Raw genomic sequence first — 22,718 nt, forward strand, 5'->3', positions numbered from 1 at the left:
TCCGACCACCGGATCGAAAGTCGCATGCGATAGTCTTCCTGCCAGTTCCCGATTGGAGGATCTTGCATGGATGTTGTCAAAATTGCCCAAGAGATCGTCGCCCGTGAGGGGGGCTATGTGAATGATCCCGATGATCCTGGTGGGGCAACCAAACATGGCGTGACCATTCACACCATGCGCCGACTTGGGCTGGATCTCACCGGCGATGAGAGGGTGGATGCGCGCGATGTGCAGGCCCTGAGCCGGAAGGAGGCCGTAGAGATCTTTCTGCGCGAATACTATCGCCGTCCGCGCCTGCATCTGCTGCCGGCGCCGCTGCAGCCCAGCGTCTTTGATATGCATGTCAACGCAGGCGGCAACGCGGTGCGGATCCTGCAGGAGTTGCTGTGTGAGATGGGCTATGATCTCAGCGTTGACGGCGTGATCGGGCCACACACGGCCAAAGCGGCTGCGGCCGCCGGAGCGGTCAATATGGACGCGCTGGTCAATGCCTATGGGATCGCGCGCCGGAACTACTATTTTCAGCTGGCCGAGCGACGTCCGCAGAGCCGGAAATATGCCCGCACGCGTGCAGGCAAAAAGGGCGGCTGGATCCGGCGCGCAGAAGAGTTCATAGCGCCGCGTTATCATCTCACAGTGGCTGAATTTCATACGCGCACCGCGCATTGGGCTTGAGGTAAACACATGTTTTCAATGCTTTGGGAGACGTTCTTTGGGGGGCGTCGCAATCTTGTGCGCGAAACGGTCGAAGTGTTTCGTGAAAATTCCGAACAGTCCGCGGTGCGCGCGCATGATCTGCAGGCCGCTGCTTTGGCGCAATTTGCGGCGGAATTTGGTGGTCAGAAGAGCGGCTTTGACCGCTTTATGGATGGGCTCAACCGCCTGCCGCGACCGATGCTGGCACTGGGGACCTTGGGGCTCATGGGGGCCGCAATGCTGGACCCGGTGTGGTTTGCCGCGCGCATGCAAGGCATCGCGCTGGTGCCAGAGCCGCTGTGGTGGCTCCTGGGGATTGTGGTGTCGTTCTATTTCGGCGCGCGAGCGCAGGCCAAGACGCAGGCGTTTCAGGAAGGGATCGCGCGCAGTCTGGCGCGGGTGCCGCAGGCTGTTGAGAACCTTCAGAGCCTGAACGCCCTTCGTCAAGGCACTGATCACGATGAGAAAAGTGAAAACTCGGACAATCCCGCACTGGCGGACTGGCACCGTGATCGGCGCGGGTGAGAGCGCAGCTGCCTGCGGCGCGGCGACGCGGGCAAATGTGATTGGCGCGCAGGCAGGAGCGGGATATAGAAACAGGTATGATTACAGAGCTCGGTCACTTCGCCCTCATCCTCGCCTTTATGATCGCCATCGTGCAGACGGTTGTGCCCCTGATTGGTGCGCATAAACGCTGGCCCGGCTGGATGGCCGTGGCGGAACCCGCAGCGCAGGCCCAGTTCCTGTTTACGGCGTTTTCCTTTGGGGCGCTCACATGGGCCTTTGTGACCTCGGATTTCTCGCTGCGGCTGGTGACGCTCAACAGCCACTCCGCCAAACCGATGATCTACAAGATCTCGGGCACTTGGGGGAACCATGAGGGCTCCATGCTGCTCTGGGTGCTGATCGTGACCCTCTTTGGGGCCTTGGCCTCGGTGTTTGGAGGCGGGCTGCCGCCGACACTCAAGGCGCGGGTGCTCAGTGTGCAATCGGCCATTGGCGTGGCCTTTTTCGCGTTCATCCTCTTTACCTCCAACCCCTTCTTGCGGCTGGAAAACCCTCCCTTTGACGGGCAGGATCTCAATCCGCTCCTGCAAGATCCGGGCCTCGCGTTCCACCCGCCGTTTCTGTACTTGGGCTATGTGGGGCTCTCGATGGCGTTCTCCTTTGCTGTGGCTGCCCTGATCGAAGGGCGGGTTGATGCGGCCTGGGGGCGCTGGGTCCGGCCCTGGACATTGGCGGCGTGGGTGTTCCTGACCATCGGCATCGCGCTGGGGTCCTGGTGGGCCTATTACGAGCTTGGCTGGGGCGGCTTCTGGTTCTGGGATCCGGTGGAGAATGCGTCCTTCATGCCATGGCTTCTCGCCGCTGCGCTTCTGCATTCCGCGATCGTGGTGGAAAAGCGCGAGGCGCTCAAGAGCTGGACCATCCTTCTCGCGATCCTCGCCTTTGGCTTTTCGCTCATCGGCACCTTCATCGTGCGCTCTGGGCTTTTGACCTCGGTGCATGCCTTTGCCAATGATCCAGAGCGTGGCGTGGTGATCCTTGGAATTCTCGCCTTCTTTACCGGCGGCGCGCTGCTGCTCTTTGCCCTGCGCGCGCAGGCTATGGAGGCCAAAGGCGTGTTCTCCATGGTCAGCCGGGAGAGCGCGCTGGTGGCCAACAACCTCTTGCTGGCGGTCAGCTGCTTTGTGGTTTTTGTTGGCACGCTCTGGCCGGTGGTGGCGGAGATGGCCTTTGATCGCAAGCTCTCGGTCGGGGCACCGTTCTTTGATGCGGCCTTCCCGCCCTTCATGGTGGCGCTGGGGCTCTTGCTGCCGATCGGCTCAATGCTGCCGTGGAAGCGCGGTAAAGGCGCCAAGACGCTCTGGACGCTGCGCTATGGCATCGTACTGGCGCTGGCCCTTGCGGGGCTCGCCTGGGCGATCCAGACCGAAAAGAGCCTGCTTGGCCCCGTTGGCGTTCTGCTGGGCGCTTGGGTCGTAAGCGGCGCTGCACTTGATTTGTTGCAACGCGCAGGGCGCAAGGACCGGCTCTCGCGCCTGATGCGGTTGCCGCGTGCCGATTGGGGCAAGGCGGTGGCGCATGCCGGGCTTGGCGTGACGATCTTTGCCGTGGCAGGGCTGACGGCCTGGCAAAAAGAAGACATCCGTGTTGCCAACCTCAATGAGCCGTTCCGCGTCGGTCCCTTTGAACTGGTGCTGTCTGCGGTCGAAGAGGGGCGCGGGCCGAATTACTTCACCACGATGGGCGTGGTGGATGTGACCCGCAACGGCAAGGACGTCGCAACGCTGCGGCCGGAGAAACGCGTCTATCCGGTGGCGCAGATGCCCACCACGGAGGCGGCGATTGATTATCGGTTCACCCGCGATCTCTATGTGGTGCTGGGCGATGCGCAAGAGGGCGGCGGATTTACTCTGCGCACCTATATCAAGCCCTTCGCCAACTGGATCTGGGGCGGCAGCCTGCTGATGGCCCTTGGCGGCTTCCTGAGCCTCTCGGACCGTCGGTTCCGGGTTGCGGCCGGGGTGCGCAAGGCCCCCACCGAGGGGGTGCCCGCGGAATGAGACCTCTGTTTTCTGTGGCGCGCATTCTCGCGGCCTGCCTTGCGGCCTTGGTCCTGAGCCTTTCACCTGCACTGGCGGTGCAGCCGGACGAGGTTCTGGACGACCCGGTCCTGGAAGAGCGTGCGCGCGATCTCTCGGACGGGCTGCGCTGTCTTGTGTGCCGCAACGAGAGCATCGACGAGTCCAACGCCGATCTGGCCCGCGATCTGCGCCTCTTGGTGCGCGAGCGCCTCGTCGCCGGGGATAGCGACGAAGAAGCGATCGACTTTATCGTGGATCGGTACGGGGAATATGTGCTGCTCAAGCCCACAACGCAGGGGGCCAATTGGATCCTCTGGGCGGCGGGGCCCATGATGCTGGCGCTCGCTCTGCTCATTTCGTTCATGTATCTGCGCGGCCGCGCCACGGCGACGGCTGGACCAGAGGCAGACGGGCTCTCGGCCGAAGAACAAGAACGCCTGCGGGAAATTTTGAAAGACTGAGTTCTCTTCCCGTCCTGCGGGAAGGAGGGCGCCGAGGGCGTGCTGGATTGCCGCCCTTGGCATGATCTGCTAAAGAGGCCTTGGTCTGCAGTTCACCAAGGCTCCGCCACGCGCTAAACCTGCATCACATTGCTTCCATTGGACTCCTGATCGGGGTGCCACTGGATAAGGGCGGACATCCATATGGCCTGCGCCATATCCGGCATCCTGAAGTTACGGAGGACATGATGTCCAAGGATGTGATCCGTCTGACCATTCCTGATGTGTCGGATTTTGCCAAACATTTACGCCGCGCGTTTGCGCAGGCGCCCGGCCATGTGGAAATGCTGAACCATGTGGCCCGCGCAGCGGGGTATCGCAATTTTCAGCATCTGCGCCAACAGAACCCGCCATCACCCGAGATCGACCATAAGCGTATCGCGCGCGCGGCGCGCTATTTCGATGCGCAGGCGCGCTGGCAGAGCTGGCCGACCAAACGCGGTGTGCGAGAGCTGTGTCTTTGGGTGATCTGGGCGCGTCTGCCGTCGCGGACCTACTTCAGCGAGCGGGAGATTTCGGCCGTCATTGACGAACACTGCGTGTTTCGCGATGCCGCACAGATCCGCCGGAGCCTGATTGAGATGGGGCTTTTGCGTCGCAACCGGGATGGATCTGATTATCAGCGGGTCGAGACGGCGATGGACCCGCATGGGGCTGCGCTGATGTCTTTGCTCGCCGAGCGGCAAAAAGCGCAAGAAAATCCCTAAATAGCCTGACGCGGCGTTTGTCTTTTCGAGGTCGGATGCTTAGGTCAACATGCGCATAACTCGAACAGGGATATTTCACGCATGGACTACCGCGACATTCAGTATTCGCTTGAGAACGGGCTTGCGACCGTCACTTTGAACCGCCCGCAGAGCATGAATGCGCTCACCAGCCAGATGCGGGCGGAAATCACCCATGCGATGAAAACCGCCGCCGAAGAGGCGCGTGCGGTGGTGATCACCGGCGCTGGCAATGCCTTTTGTACCGGTCAGGACCTGAAGGATGCCTCCTCGAGCGGCAACCAGATCGATCTGGAGCGTACGCTGCGTGACGAATACACGCCCATGCTGGAAGCGATCTACACCTGTCCAGTGCCGACGATCTCTGCTGTGAATGGTCCGGCAGCAGGGGCGGGCGCCAATCTGGCACTGGCGGCGGATGTGGTGATCGCAACCGAGAGCGCCTATTTCCTGCAGGCCTTTGCCAAGATCGGGTTGATGCCGGACGCCGGCGGTACTTGGTTCATGCCGCGCCAGATGGGGCTGGCCAAGGCCATGGGCGCGGCGCTGTTTGCCGACAAGATCACCGCCCGTCAGGCGAGCGATTGGGGCATGATCTGGGAAGCGGTTGCGGATGACGGGTTTGAGGCGCATTGGCGCGCCCGTGCCGCGCACCTGGCCTCTGGTCCCTCCAAGGCCTTTGGCGCCATCAAGCAGGCGCTGCGCCAATCCACCACCAACAGCCTGCCAGATCAGCTGTCGCTGGAGGCGCATCTGCAGGGGGAACTGGGCCGCAGCCGCGATTTCATGGAGGGCGTCACCGCCTTTGTGGAAAAGCGCAAACCGGATTTCGAGGGGCGCTGAGGCCCCACTTGTTATGATCCCACGAAAAAGCCGCCCCCGATTGAGGGCGGCTTTTGTTTGCTCAAAGACCGAAGATCACGCAGAGACCAGGGCCACGTTTGACGCAAGGTCGAACCCATCGCCCGCGTTCTCGAGATAGGCGACCACCTCGCCGTTCACGGTGACCTCGATATCGGAAGATCCATCAGAATTGACGACCGTGTTGTAGTCGAGATCTGGTGCAGCGCCGGAGTAGCGGTAGAGCACGACTTCGTCTTCCACGTCGAAATCGCGAATGATCACCTGTTCGCCGGCTTGCAGCCAGTCTCCGACCAGGAACGTGTCGTCGCCGGTGCCGCCATTGAGGACGTCACCCGCGCCCCCCACCAAGAGATCACTGCCCGCGTCGCCATTCAAAACGTCGCTCTCTTTGTCATCCTCAAAGAGGAAGTCCAGGTTGGCTGGGCTGTTTTCACCATCAAGGAAGGCCTCGCGCAGGGCGGACGCCGAGGTGAGAGAGGTATCAACAAGCAGTTCGCCCCCGTTGATCACATCATCGCCGTCGCCGCCGGAGACCGTGTCCTCTCCGTTGCCGCCGTGCAGCCCGTCTGCACCATAGCCCCCATTCAGGACATCGTCGTCGTTGCCACCGTAGAGCAAGTCCTGACCAAGGCTGCCATTCAGGGTGTCCTCGCCGTTCCCGCCGAGCAGAACGTCAAGGCCACCGCCGCCGGTCATGCGGTCGTCGCTGCCCCCTCCCTCGAGGATGTCTGCATCCGCGCCGCCCGAGAGGAAATCATCGCCCGCGCCGCCGTAGAGATTATCGTTACCATCGCCACCGTAGAGATCATCGCCCCCAATCTGGCCGCCGAGCACATCTGCGCCGGCATCCCCGTGAATGGTGTCATCCCCATCGCCGCCAAAGCTGCTGTCATCCCCGTCGCCAAGCGTGATCAGATCACGGCCATCGGTGCCATCAAGCTGATCTGAACCTGGGGTTCCGGTTTCGGTGTTGTCGGGGATCGTGTCTTCGGTGTCGTCGTCATCATCGAGCGCAACAAACGCGCCGATGACCGCAATCGAGCCAATAAGTGCAAGCATCAACATAAAAATACTCCTCTGGCCACCACGAAAATCGGGCCGGGATCGGGTTAATCGCTGTCAGCAAGACGCCGCGAGAATTGCGGCACGTTTGACAAATTCATGATTTTTTTACGGCAAATCCCCGGCGTGCGGAGAATTTTAATCTTCATTTCTGAAAACGCAGCGTTTCCAGGCTCTGAACAATCGGGGATACCTGACCTCGACCGGAAATATTGTACTTATTATCAGTGCTTTAAATGAAAACGCCGCCCCGAATTGGGGCGGCGCACGCATTTCAGAGAGAGTTTCTCTTAGCGGTTTTCGATGTCGACATAGTCGCGCTGTGTCTCACCGAGATACAATTGGCGCGGACGGCCGATTTTGTTCTGCGGATCACCGATCATTTCTTTCCACTGGGAGATCCAGCCGACGGTGCGCGACAGCGCAAAGATCGGGGTGAACATGGAGGTCGGGAAGCCCATCGCCTCGAGGATGATGCCCGAGTAGAAGTCCACGTTCGGGAACAGCTTTTTCTCGATGAAATACGGATCGTTGAGCGCGGTCTGCTCGAGTTCCTTGGCGACCTGCAGGAGCGGGTTGTCTTCCACGCCCAGAAGCTCCAGCACTTCGTCTGCAGACTGCTTCAGCACCTTGGCGCGCGGGTCCGTGTTCTTGTAGACGCGGTGGCCAAAGCCCATCAGACGGAACGGATCGTTCTTGTCTTTGGCGCGTGCGATGAACTCCGGAATGCGATCGACAGAGCCGATTTCCTTGAGCATCTCGAGGCAGGCCTGGTTGGCGCCACCGTGGGCAGGGCCCCAGAGGCAGGCAATGCCAGCTGCGATACAGGCAAAGGGGTTGGCCCCGGAGGAGGACGCCAGACGCACGGTCGAGGTCGAGGCGTTCTGCTCGTGGTCCGCATGCAGGGTGAAGATCCGGTCCATCGCGCGGCTCAGGATCGGGTCCACGGTGTAGTTCTCGGCCGGGACAGAGAAACACATGTGCAGGAAGTTCGCGGCGTAATCCAGATCGTTGCGCGGATACACAAACGGCTGGCCGATGGAATACTTGTAGGCCATCGCAGCAATCGTCGGCAGTTTTGCAATCAGGCGGATTGCAGCCACTTCACGCTGCCACGGATCGGAGATGTCGGTGGAGTCGTGATAGAAGGCCGACATTGCGCCCACAACGCCCACCAAGGTTGCCATCGGGTGCGCGTCCCGGCGGAAACCACGGAAGAAGTTGTGCATCTGCTCGTGGACCATGGTGTGGCGGGTCACACGGGTCTCGAAATCCTCAAGCTGCGTCGCGGTCGGCAGCTCACCATAAAGGAGCAGGTAGCAGACTTCGAGGTAGTGGGATTTACCGGCCAGCTGGTCGATCGGATAGCCACGATGCAGCAGCACACCTTCGTTGCCGTCGATATAGGTGATCGTGCTGTCACAGCTCGCAGTGGAGGTGAAGCCCGGATCATAGGTGAACACTCCGGACTGCGCGTAGAGCTTGCGGATATCCAGAACATCGGGCCCGGCAGTCGGCGAGAAGATGGGGAGTTCGTAGGTCTCACCATTCAAGCTGAGCTGGGCTGTTTTCTGTGTGTCGGTCATAGATGTCCCTTCCTGTTACAGGCGCAGAGAGGGCGGGTGGCCCGTCCCGCGCAGCGGGGCGCCCGCGCCATCAAAGGCGCAGACGCAGTCCTATACGAACGGGCTTACCCAGACCTTAACAAGAGATCCTGACGGGTGCTCAGCCAGTTACGTCCTTGAGCCGGGCCAGAGTTTCCTCGCGGCCCAAGCAAATCATCATGTCAAAGACCGAAGGCGTTACCGCGCGGCCTGCAAGCACAGCCCGCAGGGGGCCAGCCAATTTGCCAAACTTCGTGTCCTTAGCCGCGGCAAATTCATTCAGGGCGGCCTCTAACTCGTCTCGCGACCAGCTAGCATTTTGCAGATGCGGCGTCAATTCGTTCAGTATACCAATGGATACTGGGTCGAGTGCTTTTTCGGCCTTCGCATCCCGTTCCAGGGGGCGTGAGGTCAGCACAAAATGCGCTTTTTCAAGGAGTTCGGGGAAGGTTTTTGCCCGATCCTTGAGGCAGTACATTGCCCGCTCAAGCCCTTGTGACTGTACGTCATTTAGGGCCGGCTGACCGGCCGCGTCCAGATAGGCCTCGATTTCTTGCCGCAGTGCAGCATCATCCGCGATTGCGATATGTTGGCCACAGAGATTTTCGAGCTTTTTGGTGTCAAATCGGGCCGGACTTTTGCCGATTCCGTCCAGATCGAACCAGTCTTTGGCCTGCTCATCGGTAAAGAACTCGTCATCGCCATGCGACCAGCCCAGACGCGCAAGATAGTTGCGCATGCCTGCCGCGGGATAGCCCATCGCCTGATATTCCTGCGCCCCAAGCGCGCCATGGCGTTTGGAGAGCTTCTTGCCGTCCGAGCCGTGAATGAGCGGGATATGAGCATAGACCGGCACGTCCCAGCCCATCGCCTCGTAGATCATCATCTGGCGCGCTGCATTCATCAGGTGATCGTCGCCCCGGATCACATGGGTCACACCCATATCGTGATCGTCCACCACCACGGCCAGCATATAGACCGGCGTGCCATCCGAGCGCAGCAGGATCATATCGTCCAATTGCGCATTTTTGATGGTCACATCGCCCTGAACCTGATCGCGAATGACGGTTTCGCCGTCTTTGGGCGCCTTGATGCGGATCGCAAAGGGCGCATCGGGGTGCTCAGACTCGGGCGTGTCGCGCCAGGGCGAGTGAAACAGGGTCGATTTGCCCTCGGCCTTGGCGGCCTCGCGAAAGGCGGCGATTTCTTCCTGGGTGGAGAAACACTTGTAGGCTTTGCCCTCGGCGAGCAGCTGGTGCGCCACTTCGGCATGGCGCTCGGCGCCTTCAAACTGGCTTACCACCTCGCCGTCGTGATCCAGCCCAAGCCACGCCATGCCCTGCAGGATGGCGGCGGTGGCTTCCGGGGTGGAGCGGGCGCGGTCGGTGTCTTCGATCCGAAGCAGGAATTTGCCGCCGCGGCCACGCGCAAAAAGCCAGTTAAACAGCGCGGTGCGCGCGCCGCCGATGTGCAAAAAGCCTGTGGGCGAAGGGGCGAAGCGGGTGACGACCGGTTGGGACATATGGGGCATTTACCTTTTGGAAACCTTGTGGGGTCAACGTTTGTCGCCTGTGTACCGAGCCAGAAGGCAGGGAGCAAGCGTGCGCGTGTTTGGCGCTCTTGATGCAAGGCTGCAGGCCCAGCGGGGACATCTGTTTCCATGGGTGCCGGTCTTCTTTGGCCTTGGGATCGGACTGTATTTTGCCTCTCCCATGGAACCCCAGCGGTTGCATTACCTTGGCATCCTGTTTGCGGCGGTGGGGCTCGGGGTGCGCGCGCGTCGTGGCGACGGGGTTGGTCTCCTTGCGGGGGCGTTGCTCTTGGTGGGGCTTGGGTTTTGCTACATGGGGCTGCGCGCGCATCAGGTTGGCGCGCCGGTTCTGAGCTATCGCTATTATGGCCCGGTCGAAGGGCAGGTGCTTGCGGTGGATCGCTCGGCTTCGGATGCGATGCGGATCACGCTCGGGTCGGTGCGGCTTCGGGATATGTCGCCCGCGCGGACGCCGGACAGGGTGCGAATTTCGCTCTTTGAGGGCTCCGCCCCAATGCCCGGATCATGGGTGATGACCACCGCCAATCTCTCGCCCCCGCAGGGACCCGCCGAACCGGGCGGCTTTGATTTTCGCCGTCATGCCTGGTTCCTCGGACTGGGGGCTGTCGGCTACAGCCGTGTGCCGGTGTTGCGGACCGGTCCACCCGAGGTCTTGCCGGTGGCGACCTTGCGGGCGCAGCTTTCTGAGCGGGTGCGGGCGGCCATGCCGGCTGACACAGGCGGCGTCGCCACAGCGCTTATGACCGGGGACCGGGCGCATGTGCCGCGACAGGTGACCGAGAACCTACGCGCGAGCAATCTGGCGCATCTTCTTGCGATTTCGGGCTTGCATATGGGGCTGTTTGCAGGGGTGGTCTTTGCCAGTCTGAGGCGTTGCTTTGCGCTCTGCCCGCCGATTGCCCTGCGCTGGCCGGTCAAGAAACTCTCGGCGGCTGTGGCCCTTGTCGCGAGCTTTGGCTACCTGCTCCTCTCGGGCGCCAATGTCGCCACCGAACGTGCCTTCCTGATGGTGGCGGTGATGCTGGTCGCGGTGATGCTGGATCGGCGGGCGATCTCGGTACGGGCCGTCGCCCTGGCGGCCATGCTTGTACTGCTGCGTCGCCCCGAAAGCCTGCTGAGTGCGGGGTTTCAGATGAGTTTTTCGGCAACCCTTGCGCTTGTTGTGGCCTTTCAGCTGTTGCAACCCTGGTTCCGCCCCGGGCGAGGAGGCGTATTGGGGGCGGCGGCACGCTGGGGGCTTGCGCTATTGGTGTCGTCGCTGGTGGCAGGCCTTGCCACAGCCCCGTTTGGGGCGGCGCATTTCAACATGATCTCGCACTATGGGCTCTTGGCTAATCTGGCGGCGGTGCCGGTCATGGGCGCGGTGGTGGTGCCGGGCGCAGTGCTGGCGATCTGCCTCGCGCCCATCGGGGCCAGCGCGGTTGGATTCTGGATCATGTCGCAGGGCATCGCATGGATCCTGAAGGTGGCAGAGACCGTGGCCACATGGCCGGGCGCGCGCGGTCATGTAGTTGCGCCCGAGGCGTGGATCCTGCCGGTTCTGGTGGCGGGCGCCTTGTGGCTGCTTTTGTGGCAGGGGCGATTTCGTTGGGCAGGGTTGATCCCAATTGCGCTGGCGCTTGTGGTCTGGCCATTCTCCCCCCGGCCCGAGGTTCTGATTTCTGCCGATGGCGGGCTTGTGGGCGTGATGACAGAGACAGGGCGCGCGTTGTCGCGCCCAAGCGGCAAGAGTTTTGTTGCAGGGATCTGGCTCGAGAATGACGGCGACGGGATGGACCAGGCCCGCGCCTATCGCCGTATTCCCGAGGGGCGAGATGGAAAAGTTCAGATCTTCCAATCCATTGGGAGGCGTTTTGTGCATGTGTTGGGCAAGACGGGATTGCGCGCATGGCAACCAAGCTGCGCGCGAGGAGAGGTCATCATCCTCTCGATAGAGGTCGAGCCCCCCGCAGCCGGAGACTGCCTCTGGCTGACGCCCAGACAACTGCGGGAAACGGGCAGCATCGCCTTTGCCGGAAATGGCGCGATGATCACCGCCAATGGGCAGGCGCGCCGCTTGTGGTCGGCGCCCTGAATAAACGCCCTGACAAAAACGCCCGGCCACAGAATATGCGGCCGAGCGAGAAATGGTGCACGCAGGTGTTTGCTCAGTAGGTGCGGATCAGCCCCACCAGACGCCCCTGCACCTTCACTTGATCCTCGGTATAGCTGCGGGTGGGGTAGGCCGGATTGGCGGCGTGAAGCTCGATCATGCGGCCCTTGCGTTCAAACCGTTTGAGCGTGGCCTCATGCCCCTCCACGAGGGCCACCACAATGTCGCCATTGTCGGCCGCGTCGGTCTCGCGGATCACCACCACATCGCCGTCGTTTATCCCGGCGTCGATCATCGAGTCACCGCGCACCTCGAGGGCGTAATGCTGACCCGAGCTGGAGAGCATGGCATTGGGCACCGCCACATGGGCGGCGGCCTGGTTGATCGCCTCGATCGGGACACCGGCTGCGATCCGGCCCATGATCGTGAGTTCCGTCGCCCCGGTATCTGCCACGGGTTTCAATTCTGCCGCAGCGCCGCCGTCGGCACTGTCACCCCGGCCGCCGGCGATCACTTTGGGCTGGAAACCATCGCTCGCAGCACCAAGCGCGCCGCCACCGCCCAGACTGTCGGGCAGGCGGATCACCTCGATGGCGCGCGCGCGATGGGCAAGGCGGCGGATAAAGCCGCGCTCTTCCAGCGCCGTAATCAGACGGTGAATGCCGGACTTGGACCGCAGATCCAACGCGGTTTTCATCTCATCAAAACTGGGAGGGACGCCATCCTTCTGCAGACGCTTGTGAATAAACTCCAGTAGCTGAAGCTGTTTTTTCGTCAGCATGGCTGCCCCCTCTGCACAATATCGTTGTTTATGTTCTATTCATGTTCCCGTTTTGTGTCAACGGGTCGGGTCATAAGGGGAACATAAAAAGCCCAGCTAAGGCGCAGAGACATCAGAGATTTCAGGCTAGAGCGGCAGATACTCCACCAGAGAGCCCGCCTCGCGCGCGGGGTCATTGGGGGGACGCACGATCAGCGCTTCGGCCTGAGCAAGGACCGACAAAAGCGAGCTGTCCTGACTGTCGAAGGCCTGAACGTCTGCGCCCCGCCATATGGCGCGCATGTAGTGCTGGCGTGGTCCATTGGCGGGCAGTCGGGCGGCAAGGGGCGCTTGTGCAAGTGGCGTCGTCTTGGTGGGAAGGCCAAGCATGGCTTCGATCATGGAGACCACAAAGACCCGCCCGCAGACCATGGCAGAGACCGGATTTCCGGGGAGCCCCACCAAAGATTCTTCGCCAAAACGACCTGCCATCAAGGGTTTACCGGGGCGCATCGCGACTTTGTAGAAGGCACGCTCAAACCCGAGGCTCTCGGCCACGCCTGCAACCAGATCGTGATCTCCCACGGAGGCGCCGCCGATGGTGACGATCAGATCGGCCTCCCGCGCCAATCCAAAGGCAGTCTGCAAGGAGGCTTCTGTGTCGCGGGCAATCGGCAGCACCCGCACATGGGCGCCGTGTTCTTCGAACATGGCCTTCAGGCCAAAGGTGTTGGAGACGATGATCTGATCGGGGCCGGGGATCTCGCCGGGCATCACAAGCTCGTCGCCGGTCGACATCAGGGCCACCACGGGACGGCGCCGCACGGGTACCTCGGCGATGTTCATCGCGGCCAGAAGCGCGATATCGGCCGGGCGCAAAAGGCGCGGCGCGTCAATCGTTTGTCCGGCACGAAAATCGCGGCCACGGTCGCGGATATTGGCATTGTCGCCCGGCGCGTCCGTGATTGTGATCAGATCGCCTTTGCGGTCCACATCTTCTTGAATCACAACGAAACTTGCACCCTCCGGCACCGGGGCGCCGGTAAAGATCCGCACGGCTTGTCCCGCGCCGACACGGCCCTGGAACCCATGTCCGGCTGCGGCCTCGCCGATGACCTTGAACATCGCGTGGCGTTCGACTTCGTCCGCATTGACCGCATAGCCATCCATCGCAGAGGCCGCAAAGGGCGGCTGGTCGCGGCGGGCCGAGACCGGTTCGGCCAGCACCCGCCCTGCGGCCTCTGCCAGTGGGACGGTTTCAACCGTGAGCGGCGCGACAAGGTCCAGAAGGGCGGCGCGGGCGTCAGCGACGGAGATCATGGATCACGCCTCATACCGACCGGATTTGCCGCCGTCTTTGAGCAGGACCCGGACGCCTCCGATTTCCATCGCCTTATCAACGGCTTTGGCCATGTCATAGACGGTGAGGCAGGCCGTGGAGACCGCTGTGAGCGCTTCCATTTCGACGCCGGTCTGGCCGGTGGTCTTGACGGTGCCCTCAACGCGCACGCCGGGCAGATCGGGGTCGAGCGTCAGGTCCACGGCGACCTTGGTGATCGGCAGCGGGTGGCAGAGCGGGATCAGTTCGGCGGTTTTCTTGGCGCCCATGATTCCGGCAAGGCGCGCCACAGAGAGAACATCGCCTTTCTTGGCGCGACCTTCGCTGATCACGTCAAAGGTATCTTGCGCCATCTTGATATGGCCCTCGGCCACGGCAATGCGCGCGGTCACGGCCTTTTCGGAGACGTCGACCATATGGGCATCGCCCTTCTGGTCAAAATGTGTGAGCGACATCGGCGGTCTCTCCTGTGGACAGATCAAAAGGGTCAGTTCGATTGGATCAGAGCGAGGGGGTCAGCGGGTTTGCAAGGATCGCGCGGGTGGCGGCGGTCACATCCTCCTGACGCATCAGGCTCTCACCGATGAGGAAGCTGCGCGCGCCATACTGGGCCATGTCGGCCAGATCCTCGGGCGTGAACAGGCCGCTTTCACAGACGATCGTGCGATCCGGCGGCACCATCCGCGACAGGGTGCGGGTGGTGTCGAGCGTGGTCTCAAAGGTCTTGAGGTTGCGGTTGTTGATGCCCATGAGGGGCGATTTCAACAGGCAGGCGCGGTCCAGTTCTTCTTCGTTGTGGACCTCCAAGAGCACGTCCATGCCCCATTCAAAGGCGCAGGCTTCGAGCTCGGCCGCTTGTGCATCGCTGACAGAGGCGAGGATGATCAGGATACAGTCGGCGCCAAGCGCGCGGGCTTCGGCCACCTGATAGGTGTCGTACATGAAATCCTTGCGCAGGCAGGGCAGATCGCAGGCCGCGCGCGCCGCCACCAGATAGTCCTTTGCGCCCTGAAAACTCGGCGTATCTGTCAGCACCGAAAGACAGCTCGCGCCCCCTTCGGCATAGGCTGTAGCGAGCGTGGCAGGGTCGAAATCTTCGCGGATCAAACCCTTGGAAGGGCTCGCTTTTTTGATTTCGGCAATCAGTCCATAGCCCTGATGCGTGGCCTTTTGTAGACGCTCGGCAAAGCCGCGTACGGGATCTGCGGCGCGGGCCTCGGCTTCGACATCCGCAAGAGGTTTGGCGGCTTTGTCGGTGGCGACCTCTTCGAGCTTGTAGGCCTTGATTTTGTCGAGGATGGTCTCAGACATCGAAGATGCTCCCTTGGGCTGGACGTGGGTCTGCCCACGTGATCGGCGGCTCGCCGCGCGCGGTGAGCCAGTCGTTGATCGCCGAGAACACGCGCGAGCCGAAAAAGCCCCGGCGTGCCGACAGCGGTGAAGGATGGGCCGTCTTGACGATCAGGTGATCGCCGGGACGAATGTGGCTTTCGAGCTTCTGCGCCTGATTGCCCCAGAGCACATAGGCCGTGGGGCGGCGCGAACTGAGGTCGAGCACCTGATGGGCCAGCTCTTGCCAGCCCAGCGATTTGTGGCCGTTGGCCTCGCCTGCGGGGACCGACAGCACCGTATTGAGCAGGAGCACACCCTGCGCCGCCCAGGGGCGCAGATCGCCGGTTTCCGGGCAGGTGCCGAGATCGTCGCGCATTTCCTGATAGATGTTGCGCAAGGACCGGGGCAGGGGCGTCACATCCGGTTCAACGGAAAACGACAGCCCATGCGCATGGCCCGGCGTCGGATAGGGGTCCTGACCAAGGATCACCACGCGGGTGGACTCGGGCGGGGTACGCTCCAGCGCGGCAAAGCGCTGATGCGCAGGGGGCAGGATCTGGCGCGTCTCCTGTGCAAGCGCTGCCTCGATCCGGGGCCAGTGGGTTTCAAAGAAGGGCAGCTCCGCCCAGCCCCCGACCGCAGGCCGCAGGGCTGAGGCGTGGTCTTGCGGGGCCATCAGCTGGCCTCCGACGTGATCCGTGCAACCGCCGTCACCTTGCCCAGAGCGGCACCGCTGTCGATGCTTTCGGCAGCGCGTTCCGCGCCCTCCTTGAGCGACGACACCACGCCGGCCACCTTGAGTGCTGCGGCAGAGTTCAAAAGCACCGCATCCCGGTAGGCCGAGGGCGTGCCTTCGAGGAGGGCGCGGAAGGCGGCGGCGTTCTCGGCGGGCGTGCCACCGACGATGGCCTCAAAAGGATGCTCCGGCAGGCCTGCCTCTTCGGGGTGGACCTCGAATTCGGAGATGTTGCCATCCTCCGAGAGACCCGCAACCCAGCTGACACCCGTGATCGTGAGCTCATCAGTCCCGTCAGAGCCATGCACCAGCCATGCGACCTCGGAGCCGAGCTGTTTCAGCGTCTCCGCCATCGGTCGGATCAGGTCACGGCTGAAGGCACCGGTGAGTTGGCGTTTGACATCTGCGGGGTTGGTGAGCGGGCCGAGGATGTTGAAAATCGTCCGCGTGCCAAGCTCCTGACGGGTGGGCATCACATGGGCGATTGCCGGGTGATGCATGGGCGCCATCATGAAACAGATGCCCGCCTCTTTGAGGGACTTTTCGACCACTTTCGGGCCAACCATGACCTGAATGCCCATCTCGGTGAGCGCATCTGCGGCGCCGGATTTGGACGACAGGTTGCGGTTGCCGTGTTTGGCGACGGGCACGCCTGCACCGGCAACCACAAAGGCGGTTGCGGTCGAGATATTGAGCGTGCCTTTGCCATCACCGCCGGTGCCAACGATGTCCATCGCATCTGCGGGGGCCGAGACCTTGTTGCATTTTGCACGCATCACGGCGGCGGCGGCGGCATATTCGTCCACCGTCTCGCCGCGGGTGCGCAGGGCCATCAAAAGACCGCCCATCTGGCTTGGCGTGGCTTCGCCATTGAACAGCGCGGCAAAGGCGGTTTCGGCTTCGGTTCGGGTCAGGGCGCGATCCGCGGCCAGACCGATCAGGGGTTTCAACGCATCACTCATGCCGGCACTTTCATTTCATTCAGGAAGTTTTGCAGCAGCGCATGCCCATGCTCGGAGGCAATGGATTCCGGGTGGAACTGCACGCCGTGGATGGGCAGCTCCTTGTGCTGCAGCCCCATGATGGTGCCATCCTCCAGCTCTGCGGTGATCTCCAGGCAGTCGGGCAGGCTCTCGCGCTCCACCACCAGTGAGTGATAGCGGGTGGCATCAAAGGGCGACGGCAGACCCTTGAAGAGACCTTTGTCGGTGTGGTGCATTTTGCCCATCTTGCCATGCACGATCTCATGGCAGCGCACGACCTTGCCGCCAAAAGACTGGCCGATGGTCTGATGACCAAGGCAGACTCCCAAAAGCGGCGTGCGGGTTTCGGCGGCGGCCTCTGTCAATGCAAGGCAGATCCCGGCCTGATCCGGGTCACAGGGGCCAGGGCTCAACAGGATGCCCGCAGGCTTCATCGCCATGGCTTGCTGCACGTCCAACGCATCGTTTCGCCAGACCTCGATCTCGGCGCCCAATTCGCCCAGATAATGCACGAGGTTGTAGGTGAAGGAGTCGTAGTTGTCGATAAGCAGCAACATCTTGGGACGCTCTTTTAAGGGTGGCGGGCGGGGTGCGCGCCGCAGTATAGTGTGTGGGACCATACATGTTCAGGGATGCGCGGCAGCGTCAAGGGCACATCCGGTCTGGCGCGCGTCAGACGGTAAAGATGACCGGCGCTGAGGCCTTTGGATGGGCGGCGCGCGTGAGAAAGAGCACAGGCGAGAAGGCGAAACAGGCATGCGAGGATTTCTGGGTGGCGTGAGCGTAGGGGCGCTGGTCGCAGTTGCGGGGGCGGCGGTGTGGTCGCTGTCGACGCCATTGCCGCAGGCGGTCGATGTCTCGCAGGAACTGCCCGTCACAACATTGCAGCCGCGTGAGGTTCCAGCGCCCCCGTCCGATGTGCCCGGAAGCGACGCAGATCTGGTTGAGGCCGCCCCAGCGGAACCCGATGCAAATGCCCTTGGCCGAGACAGCGCCCCAGATGAGATCGACACTTCGCTGCCAGAGCGTCCCAGCGTTTCGACCGATCCCGAGGTCACATTGGATGGCGCCCCGGTTCAGAGCGACACCCCCCGGATTGCGGTGACTTCCGATGCGGATGCGCCCGTGTCTGGTGGCGATGACAGCATCCGCCCTGAGGCGCCCTCGCAAGACACCACACCGGATCTGGGAGCAGATTCCGCCACACGGCCCGAGGTTTCGGCGGCCTCAGACCTGCCACTGCAGGCGCCAGACGCGGAAATCCCCACCCCCGATCTGTCGACCGAGGCCGATCCGGCGCCCCTGCGCCAGGAGACGCTTCAAGTGGAGGCGCCAGATATCGGCACGCCTCCGGATGTGACCGCGTCGCCCGTGTTGACCACTCCGCCCGTGCGGTCGCTCACCCCTTCTGATCCGGTCGAGGACAACGCGGGGGCAAATGGGGGCGTGAGAATCGCGGATCTGCCGCAGGCCTCCGAGGACCCAGAGACAAATGCAGGACCCAGTATCGGCACGCGCGTGCTGCCACTGACAGAACGCGACACCACGGGCGCGGATGCGTCTTCTGCAGCAGACAGTAGTGCTGCGCCCTTTGTGCGCAACAGCGAGCCGGCAAACCCGGAGCCGGGCCTGCCCTTGATGTCGATTGTCCTCGTCGAAGAAGAAGGCGCGGTGGGCGCCGAGGCGCTTGAGGATTTCCCCTATCCGCTGACGTTTACCATCGACCCGAGCGACCCGGATGCGGTGGCACGCATGAAAGCCCGGCGCGCGGCGGGGTTTGAGGTCATGGTGTTGGCGGATCTGCCCCGCGAAGGCCAGCCGCAGGACGCCGAAACCGCGATGCCGGTGTGGTTTGACCGCCTTCCAGAGGCGGTGGGCATCCTTGAGGGCATCGACAGCGGCGTGCAGGGCAACCGGGCGCTTGCGGATCAGGTGGCCAGCATCGCCGGTGATCTGGGCTATGGGCTGGTGCTACAGGACAATGGCCTGAACACGGTCCACAAAATGGCGCTGCGCGATGGTATTCCTTCGGGCGTGGTGTTTCGCGACTTTGACGGCGCGGGTCAGGACCCGCGCGCCATGCGCCGTTTTCTGGACCAGGCCGCGTTCCGCTCCGGTCAGGAGGGCGCGGTCATCATGCTGGGACGTCTGAAGCCGGACACGATTTCCGCGCTGCTGATCTGGGGGCTGCAAGACCGCGCCAGCAGCGTGGCGCTGGTGCCGATCTCGACCAGTCTCAAACGCCTGCTGGAGCCGGTCTCAAACTAATACCGTCGGCCAATGCGACAGCCGAATGTCAAAAAAAACGCGCTCCACGAGGATCTCGGGAGCGCGTTTTTCTTTTCCCTGCTGGGCATTTAGCTCAGCGGTTGCCGTTGCCGGTAAAGCGCGCCGCATCTGCAGCCGCACGGCGGATCGCGTTCGATTTATGCACGGTCTCCATATATTCGGCCTCCGGGTCGCTGTCATAGACGACGCCGCCCCCGGCCTGAATATAGAGGTTCTGATCCTTCACGATGGCTGTGCGCAGCGCGATACACATGTCCATGTCGCCGCCAGCGCTGAAATAGCCGACGCCACCGCCATAGATGCCGCGCTTTTCGGGTTCGAGCTCGTCGATGATCTCCATCGCACGCACCTTGGGCGCTCCGGAAACCGTACCCGCAGGCATGCCTGCAAAAAATGCATCGAGCGCGTCTTTGTCCTCGTGGAGTTCGCCAACAACATTCGAAACGATATGCATCACGTGGCTGTAGCGCTCGATGATGAATTCCTCGGTGGGTTTCACGGTGCCGATCTTGGCAACGCGGCCCACGTCGTTACGGCCCAGATCCAAGAGCATCAGGTGCTCGGCCAACTCTTTCTTGTCGGCAAGCAGATCCTGTTCCAGCGCTTTGTCTTCTTCGGGGGTTGCGCCGCGCGGACGGGTGCCAGCAATGGGGCGAATGGTGACCTCGTTGCCAAAGACCCGAACGAGGATCTCGGGGCTGGCGCCGATCACCTGAAAACCGCCGAAGTTGAAGTAGAACATGAACGGCGAGGGGTTGGTGCGTCGCAGCGAACGATAGAGCGCGAAGGGCGGCTGCGGGAACTCCTGCGTCCAGCGCTGTGCGGGCACTACCTGAAAGATGTCGCCGGCACGGATGTAGTCCTTGGCCTTCTCCACGGCGGCCATGTAGCCGTCCTTGGTGAAGTTGGAGACCGGGGGCGCGACCTCGCGCGCCTCGCCCAGATCGCGGGTCTCGGCGGGCATGGCACGTTCAAGATCACGCACCGCATCCATCACGCGTTCGGCAGCCTGAGCATAGGCCGCGCGCGCCGACTGGCCTTCGCTGACCCAGGCGGGAGAGACCACTGTGACCTCGCCTTTGACACCGTCCAGCACGGCCACCACGGAGGGGCGGATCATCACCGCGTCCGGCAGGCCAAGCGGGTCGGGGTTCACATCCGGCAGATGCTCCACATGGCGGATCATGTCATAGCCCAGATAGCCAAACAGCCCCGCCGCCGCCTGTGGCAGATCATCCGGCAGGTCGATGCGGCTCTCGGCCAGTAGCGCGCGCAGTGTATCAAGTGGGTTGCCGTCGAGCGGGGCAAAGCCCTCGGGATCGAACCGCGCGGCGCGGTTGATTTCGGCCTGTTCGCCCCGCGCACGCCAGATCAGGTCAGGCTTCATGCCGATGATGGAATAGCGCCCGCGGACCTCGCCGCCGGTCACCGATTCCAGCATGAAGGCATCCTTCTGCGCGCCGGTGAGCTTCAGCATCAAGGAGACGGGCGTATCCAGATCGGCGGCAAGCCGTGTGTAGACCACCTGGTTTTCGCCCGCCTCATAGGCTTTGGCGAAACTGTCGAAATCGGGGATCAGGGCCATAAGCGCATGCGCCTCGTACTGAGTTACTGGAAGTTGGCGTGAACAGCATTCACGGCCTGTTGGTTGACCTGCGGACGGGCGCGGGTCTGAACCGATTGCAGATAGATCTGGAAGATCTCGTTGGAGAGCGACTGGTTCAGCTGATCGCCGAGCGCCTGAGACAGGAACTGCATGTCATTGCCGTCATCCGGGGGCAGGATCTCGTCGAGACGCACCACAACAGTGCCTTCTGCGTCGGAGACAACACGCACTTCGCCCACTTCCATTTCGAACACCTGATTGAGGAGATCAACCGGGGTCTGATCGAGATAGGCGGTCCGGGTAAGGCCGGTCTGCTCGATCACTTCGCGACCTTCGGGGAACTGGCCGTTGTTGCCCTCGGTCGCGGTTTTGATCTGTTCGGCCTGCGCGGCAAGCGCCTTGGCGATCCGGTCGCCCTCGTAGGCTTCGGAAACGGCTGTGCGCGCGTCCTCAAAGGGCTCGGGGCGCGGGGGCAGGACCTCATCGAGGCGCAACGCAAAGAGGCTGCCATCCTCGAGATAGCCCACTTCGGGGAAATCTTCGGTCGTCACGGCCTCTGCCGCGTTGCGGAAGGTGTCATAGGCCGCAATGTCGTCAGTGGTATTGGCGGTCCAGTCAAGCTGGCCGAGCACCACGCCGTTTTCTTCCTCGGCGAGATCTTCGAGCGTCGCGCCACCGGCGAGCGCATCATCCAGCCCTTCGGCGCGGGATTCAATCAGGCGGCGGGCACGATCCAGAGCCAGCTCTTCGCGCAAGACCGGCAGGGCCTCTTCAAAGCTGGTGAAATTCGCTTCGAGCACGCCGTTCACACGGTAGAGCGCGGGGCCAAAATCTGATGGAAGCGGGCCAACCACGGCGCCCACGTCGGCGGCAAAGACGGCTTCGCCCGCAGCGCCAAGGTCGCCAATCGCCACATCACCCATGTCGATGTCCGACAGGGAGAGTTCGCGATCTGCCACCAGGGTTTCAAAGGTGGTCCCCCCCACATCGAGCTCGGCCTTGGCGGTTTGGGCGGCGTCCTCGTCGGGGAACACCAGCTGTTCGACAAGGCGGCGCTCGGGGACGTTGAATTCTGCGTCGCGCTCCTCGTAGAGACCGCGCAGAGCGGTTTCATCCACCTCGACCTGATCCACCAGCGCGTCGGGGCGCAGGGCGACATAGGTGATCACCTTGGTCTCGGGCAGGGTGAAATCCTCGATGTGGGTCTCGTAATAAGCCTTGAGCGCATCCTCGGTGGGCGCGATCGCGGTCAGGGGGACGTTGGCCTCGGCGAGCCGAACATAGGAAAAGCTGCGACGCGCACCGATATAGTTGGTGAGTGTCTCGCCCAGCACCGCGGGCATGCGGGTGCCACCGGTGATGGCCCCTTGCAGCAGCGTGCGCGCGGTTTCAGACCGCATGTCGGCCTCGAACTCAGCCTCGGACAGACCTGCGTTATCAAGGGCAAAACGGTAGTTGTCGCGGCTGAAGCTGCCATCAGACCCCTGGAAGGCCGAAATCCGGGTGATCTCTTCGAGCAGCACTTCGTCGCCCACAGACAGGCCGATCTCTGTGAGCTCATTGTCGAGCGCGGCCGTAGCCACAAGCCCCGAGAGCACACCGCGATCCACGCCCATGGCGATCAGCTGCGACAGGGGAATGGACTGGCCGGACTGGGCCTGAATGGCACGTTGTTCCTGTTGCAGGGCGCGGGCGTAGTCATCAACGCTGACGGTGGCATCACCCACGGTGGCCAGCGTGCGGGTGGTGCCGGATACGTTGATCGCACCAAAGCCCGCAAGCCCCACGAACAACAGACCCATGAGGATCCAAACGAAGGTCTTTGAAAGCTTTTTCATGCCTGCGGCCCTTTATGTCGTCTTTTTTGCTGGCGCGCCGGGGCGGGGATGCCGGGCGGCCGAAATTCTGCCGAATGGCTCGGCGGTCTCCTGTCGTCGCCCTGAATACGCGTCTGCCCCGGCGGGAGCAAGCATAGACGCGCGGCGGAGCC

Annotated in this window: 20 protein-coding genes; 8 read left to right on the forward strand and 12 right to left on the reverse strand. The window is 62.5% G+C overall.

What is annotated here, in order from left to right:
- Nucleotides 1-66: 66 nt before the first annotated feature.
- The 6 genes from TM1040_RS09955 (at nt 67) to TM1040_RS09980 (ending at nt 5,352) form a co-directional block, all read left to right on the forward strand.
- On the forward strand, nt 67-675 hold the full coding sequence (locus TM1040_RS09955; protein WP_011538465.1) for a holin-associated N-acetylmuramidase: 609 nt from the start codon (nt 67-69) through the stop codon (nt 673-675).
- Between the two features lie 9 nt (nt 676-684).
- Nucleotides 685-1,221 carry a holin family protein gene (locus TM1040_RS09960; RefSeq protein ID WP_011538466.1) on the forward strand — a complete coding sequence of 179 codons (537 nt, stop codon included), beginning with the start codon at nt 685-687 and terminating at the stop codon, nt 1,219-1,221.
- A gap of 77 nt (nt 1,222-1,298) precedes the next feature.
- Entirely contained in the window at nt 1,299-3,263 is a 1,965-nt protein-coding gene (locus TM1040_RS09965; RefSeq protein WP_011538467.1) for a heme lyase CcmF/NrfE family subunit, read from the forward strand.
- A complete protein-coding gene (locus tag TM1040_RS09970) occupies nt 3,260-3,745 on the forward strand; it encodes a cytochrome c-type biogenesis protein (RefSeq protein ID WP_011538468.1) in 486 nt (161 codons plus the stop codon). The genes TM1040_RS09965 and TM1040_RS09970 overlap by 4 nt, the downstream gene beginning before the upstream one ends.
- A 224-nt stretch (nt 3,746-3,969) precedes the next feature.
- On the forward strand, nt 3,970-4,491 hold the full coding sequence (locus TM1040_RS09975) for a DUF2087 domain-containing protein (RefSeq protein ID WP_207204916.1): 522 nt from the start codon (nt 3,970-3,972) through the stop codon (nt 4,489-4,491).
- An 81-nt stretch (nt 4,492-4,572) separates the two neighbouring features.
- Nucleotides 4,573-5,352 (forward strand): enoyl-CoA hydratase-related protein, encoded by a 780-nt coding sequence (locus tag TM1040_RS09980; protein ID WP_011538470.1) that lies wholly within the window; start codon nt 4,573-4,575, stop codon nt 5,350-5,352.
- A 75-nt stretch (nt 5,353-5,427) separates the two neighbouring features.
- Here the strand turns inward: TM1040_RS09980 and TM1040_RS09985 are convergent, their stop codons facing one another.
- The 3 genes from TM1040_RS09985 to gltX form a co-directional block, all read right to left on the reverse strand.
- Nucleotides 5,428-6,438, reverse strand: coding sequence for a calcium-binding protein (locus tag TM1040_RS09985; RefSeq protein ID WP_011538471.1), 1,011 nt, complete (start codon nt 6,436-6,438; stop codon nt 5,428-5,430).
- Between the two features lie 287 nt (nt 6,439-6,725).
- Nucleotides 6,726-8,021, reverse strand: a complete 1,296-nt coding sequence (gltA, locus tag TM1040_RS09990) for a citrate synthase (protein WP_011538472.1) — start codon at nt 8,019-8,021, stop codon at nt 6,726-6,728.
- A gap of 139 nt (nt 8,022-8,160) precedes the next feature.
- Nucleotides 8,161-9,561 carry a glutamate--tRNA ligase gene (gltX, locus tag TM1040_RS09995; protein ID WP_011538473.1) on the reverse strand — a complete coding sequence of 467 codons (1,401 nt, stop codon included), beginning with the start codon at nt 9,559-9,561 and terminating at the stop codon, nt 8,161-8,163.
- A 79-nt stretch (nt 9,562-9,640) separates the two neighbouring features.
- On the opposite strand from gltX, the gene TM1040_RS10000 reads away from it, so the two are divergent.
- Nucleotides 9,641-11,665, forward strand: coding sequence for a ComEC/Rec2 family competence protein (locus tag TM1040_RS10000; protein ID WP_044026724.1), 2,025 nt, complete (start codon nt 9,641-9,643; stop codon nt 11,663-11,665).
- Between the two features lie 73 nt (nt 11,666-11,738).
- Here the strand turns inward: TM1040_RS10000 and lexA are convergent, their stop codons facing one another.
- The 7 genes from lexA to TM1040_RS10035 all read right to left on the reverse strand — a co-directional run bounded on the left by lexA (nt 11,739) and on the right by TM1040_RS10035 (nt 17,390).
- A complete protein-coding gene (gene lexA, locus TM1040_RS10005; protein WP_011538475.1) occupies nt 11,739-12,464 on the reverse strand; it encodes a transcriptional repressor LexA in 726 nt (241 codons plus the stop codon).
- 126 nt (nt 12,465-12,590) lie between these two features.
- Nucleotides 12,591-13,763, reverse strand: coding sequence for a molybdopterin molybdotransferase MoeA (gene glp, locus TM1040_RS10010; protein WP_011538476.1), 1,173 nt, complete (start codon nt 13,761-13,763; stop codon nt 12,591-12,593).
- 3 nt (nt 13,764-13,766) lie between these two features.
- Nucleotides 13,767-14,237: a cyclic pyranopterin monophosphate synthase MoaC gene (gene moaC, locus TM1040_RS10015; protein WP_011538477.1), complete on the reverse strand. Its 471-nt coding sequence runs from the start codon at nt 14,235-14,237 to the stop codon at nt 13,767-13,769.
- Between the two features lie 46 nt (nt 14,238-14,283).
- Nucleotides 14,284-15,093, reverse strand: a complete 810-nt coding sequence (trpC, locus tag TM1040_RS10020; protein ID WP_011538478.1) for an indole-3-glycerol phosphate synthase TrpC — start codon at nt 15,091-15,093, stop codon at nt 14,284-14,286.
- Nucleotides 15,086-15,790 carry a uracil-DNA glycosylase gene (locus TM1040_RS10025; protein ID WP_011538479.1) on the reverse strand — a complete coding sequence of 235 codons (705 nt, stop codon included), beginning with the start codon at nt 15,788-15,790 and terminating at the stop codon, nt 15,086-15,088. The genes trpC and TM1040_RS10025 overlap by 8 nt, the downstream gene beginning before the upstream one ends.
- Nucleotides 15,790-16,812, reverse strand: a complete 1,023-nt coding sequence (trpD, locus tag TM1040_RS10030; RefSeq protein ID WP_011538480.1) for an anthranilate phosphoribosyltransferase — start codon at nt 16,810-16,812, stop codon at nt 15,790-15,792. Before trpD ends, TM1040_RS10025 begins: the two co-directional genes overlap by 1 nt.
- Entirely contained in the window at nt 16,809-17,390 is a 582-nt protein-coding gene (locus TM1040_RS10035; RefSeq protein ID WP_011538481.1) for an anthranilate synthase component II, read from the reverse strand. The genes trpD and TM1040_RS10035 overlap by 4 nt, the downstream gene beginning before the upstream one ends.
- A 199-nt stretch (nt 17,391-17,589) precedes the next feature.
- Here TM1040_RS10035 and TM1040_RS10040 point away from each other — a divergent pair, with 199 nt between their 5' ends.
- Nucleotides 17,590-19,101 carry a polysaccharide deacteylase family 2 protein gene (locus TM1040_RS10040; protein ID WP_044027081.1) on the forward strand — a complete coding sequence of 504 codons (1,512 nt, stop codon included), beginning with the start codon at nt 17,590-17,592 and terminating at the stop codon, nt 19,099-19,101.
- A 94-nt stretch (nt 19,102-19,195) separates the two neighbouring features.
- Here the strand turns inward: TM1040_RS10040 and trpE are convergent, their stop codons facing one another.
- Both trpE and TM1040_RS10050 read right to left on the reverse strand, forming a co-directional pair.
- Nucleotides 19,196-20,707 carry an anthranilate synthase component I gene (trpE, locus tag TM1040_RS10045; RefSeq protein WP_011538483.1) on the reverse strand — a complete coding sequence of 504 codons (1,512 nt, stop codon included), beginning with the start codon at nt 20,705-20,707 and terminating at the stop codon, nt 19,196-19,198.
- A gap of 23 nt (nt 20,708-20,730) precedes the next feature.
- On the reverse strand, nt 20,731-22,566 hold the full coding sequence (locus tag TM1040_RS10050; protein WP_011538484.1) for a peptidylprolyl isomerase: 1,836 nt from the start codon (nt 22,564-22,566) through the stop codon (nt 20,731-20,733).
- Nucleotides 22,567-22,718 lie beyond the last annotated feature (152 nt).

This window comes from Ruegeria sp. TM1040 (assembly GCF_000014065.1).
Lineage (GTDB): Bacteria > Pseudomonadota > Alphaproteobacteria > Rhodobacterales > Rhodobacteraceae > Epibacterium.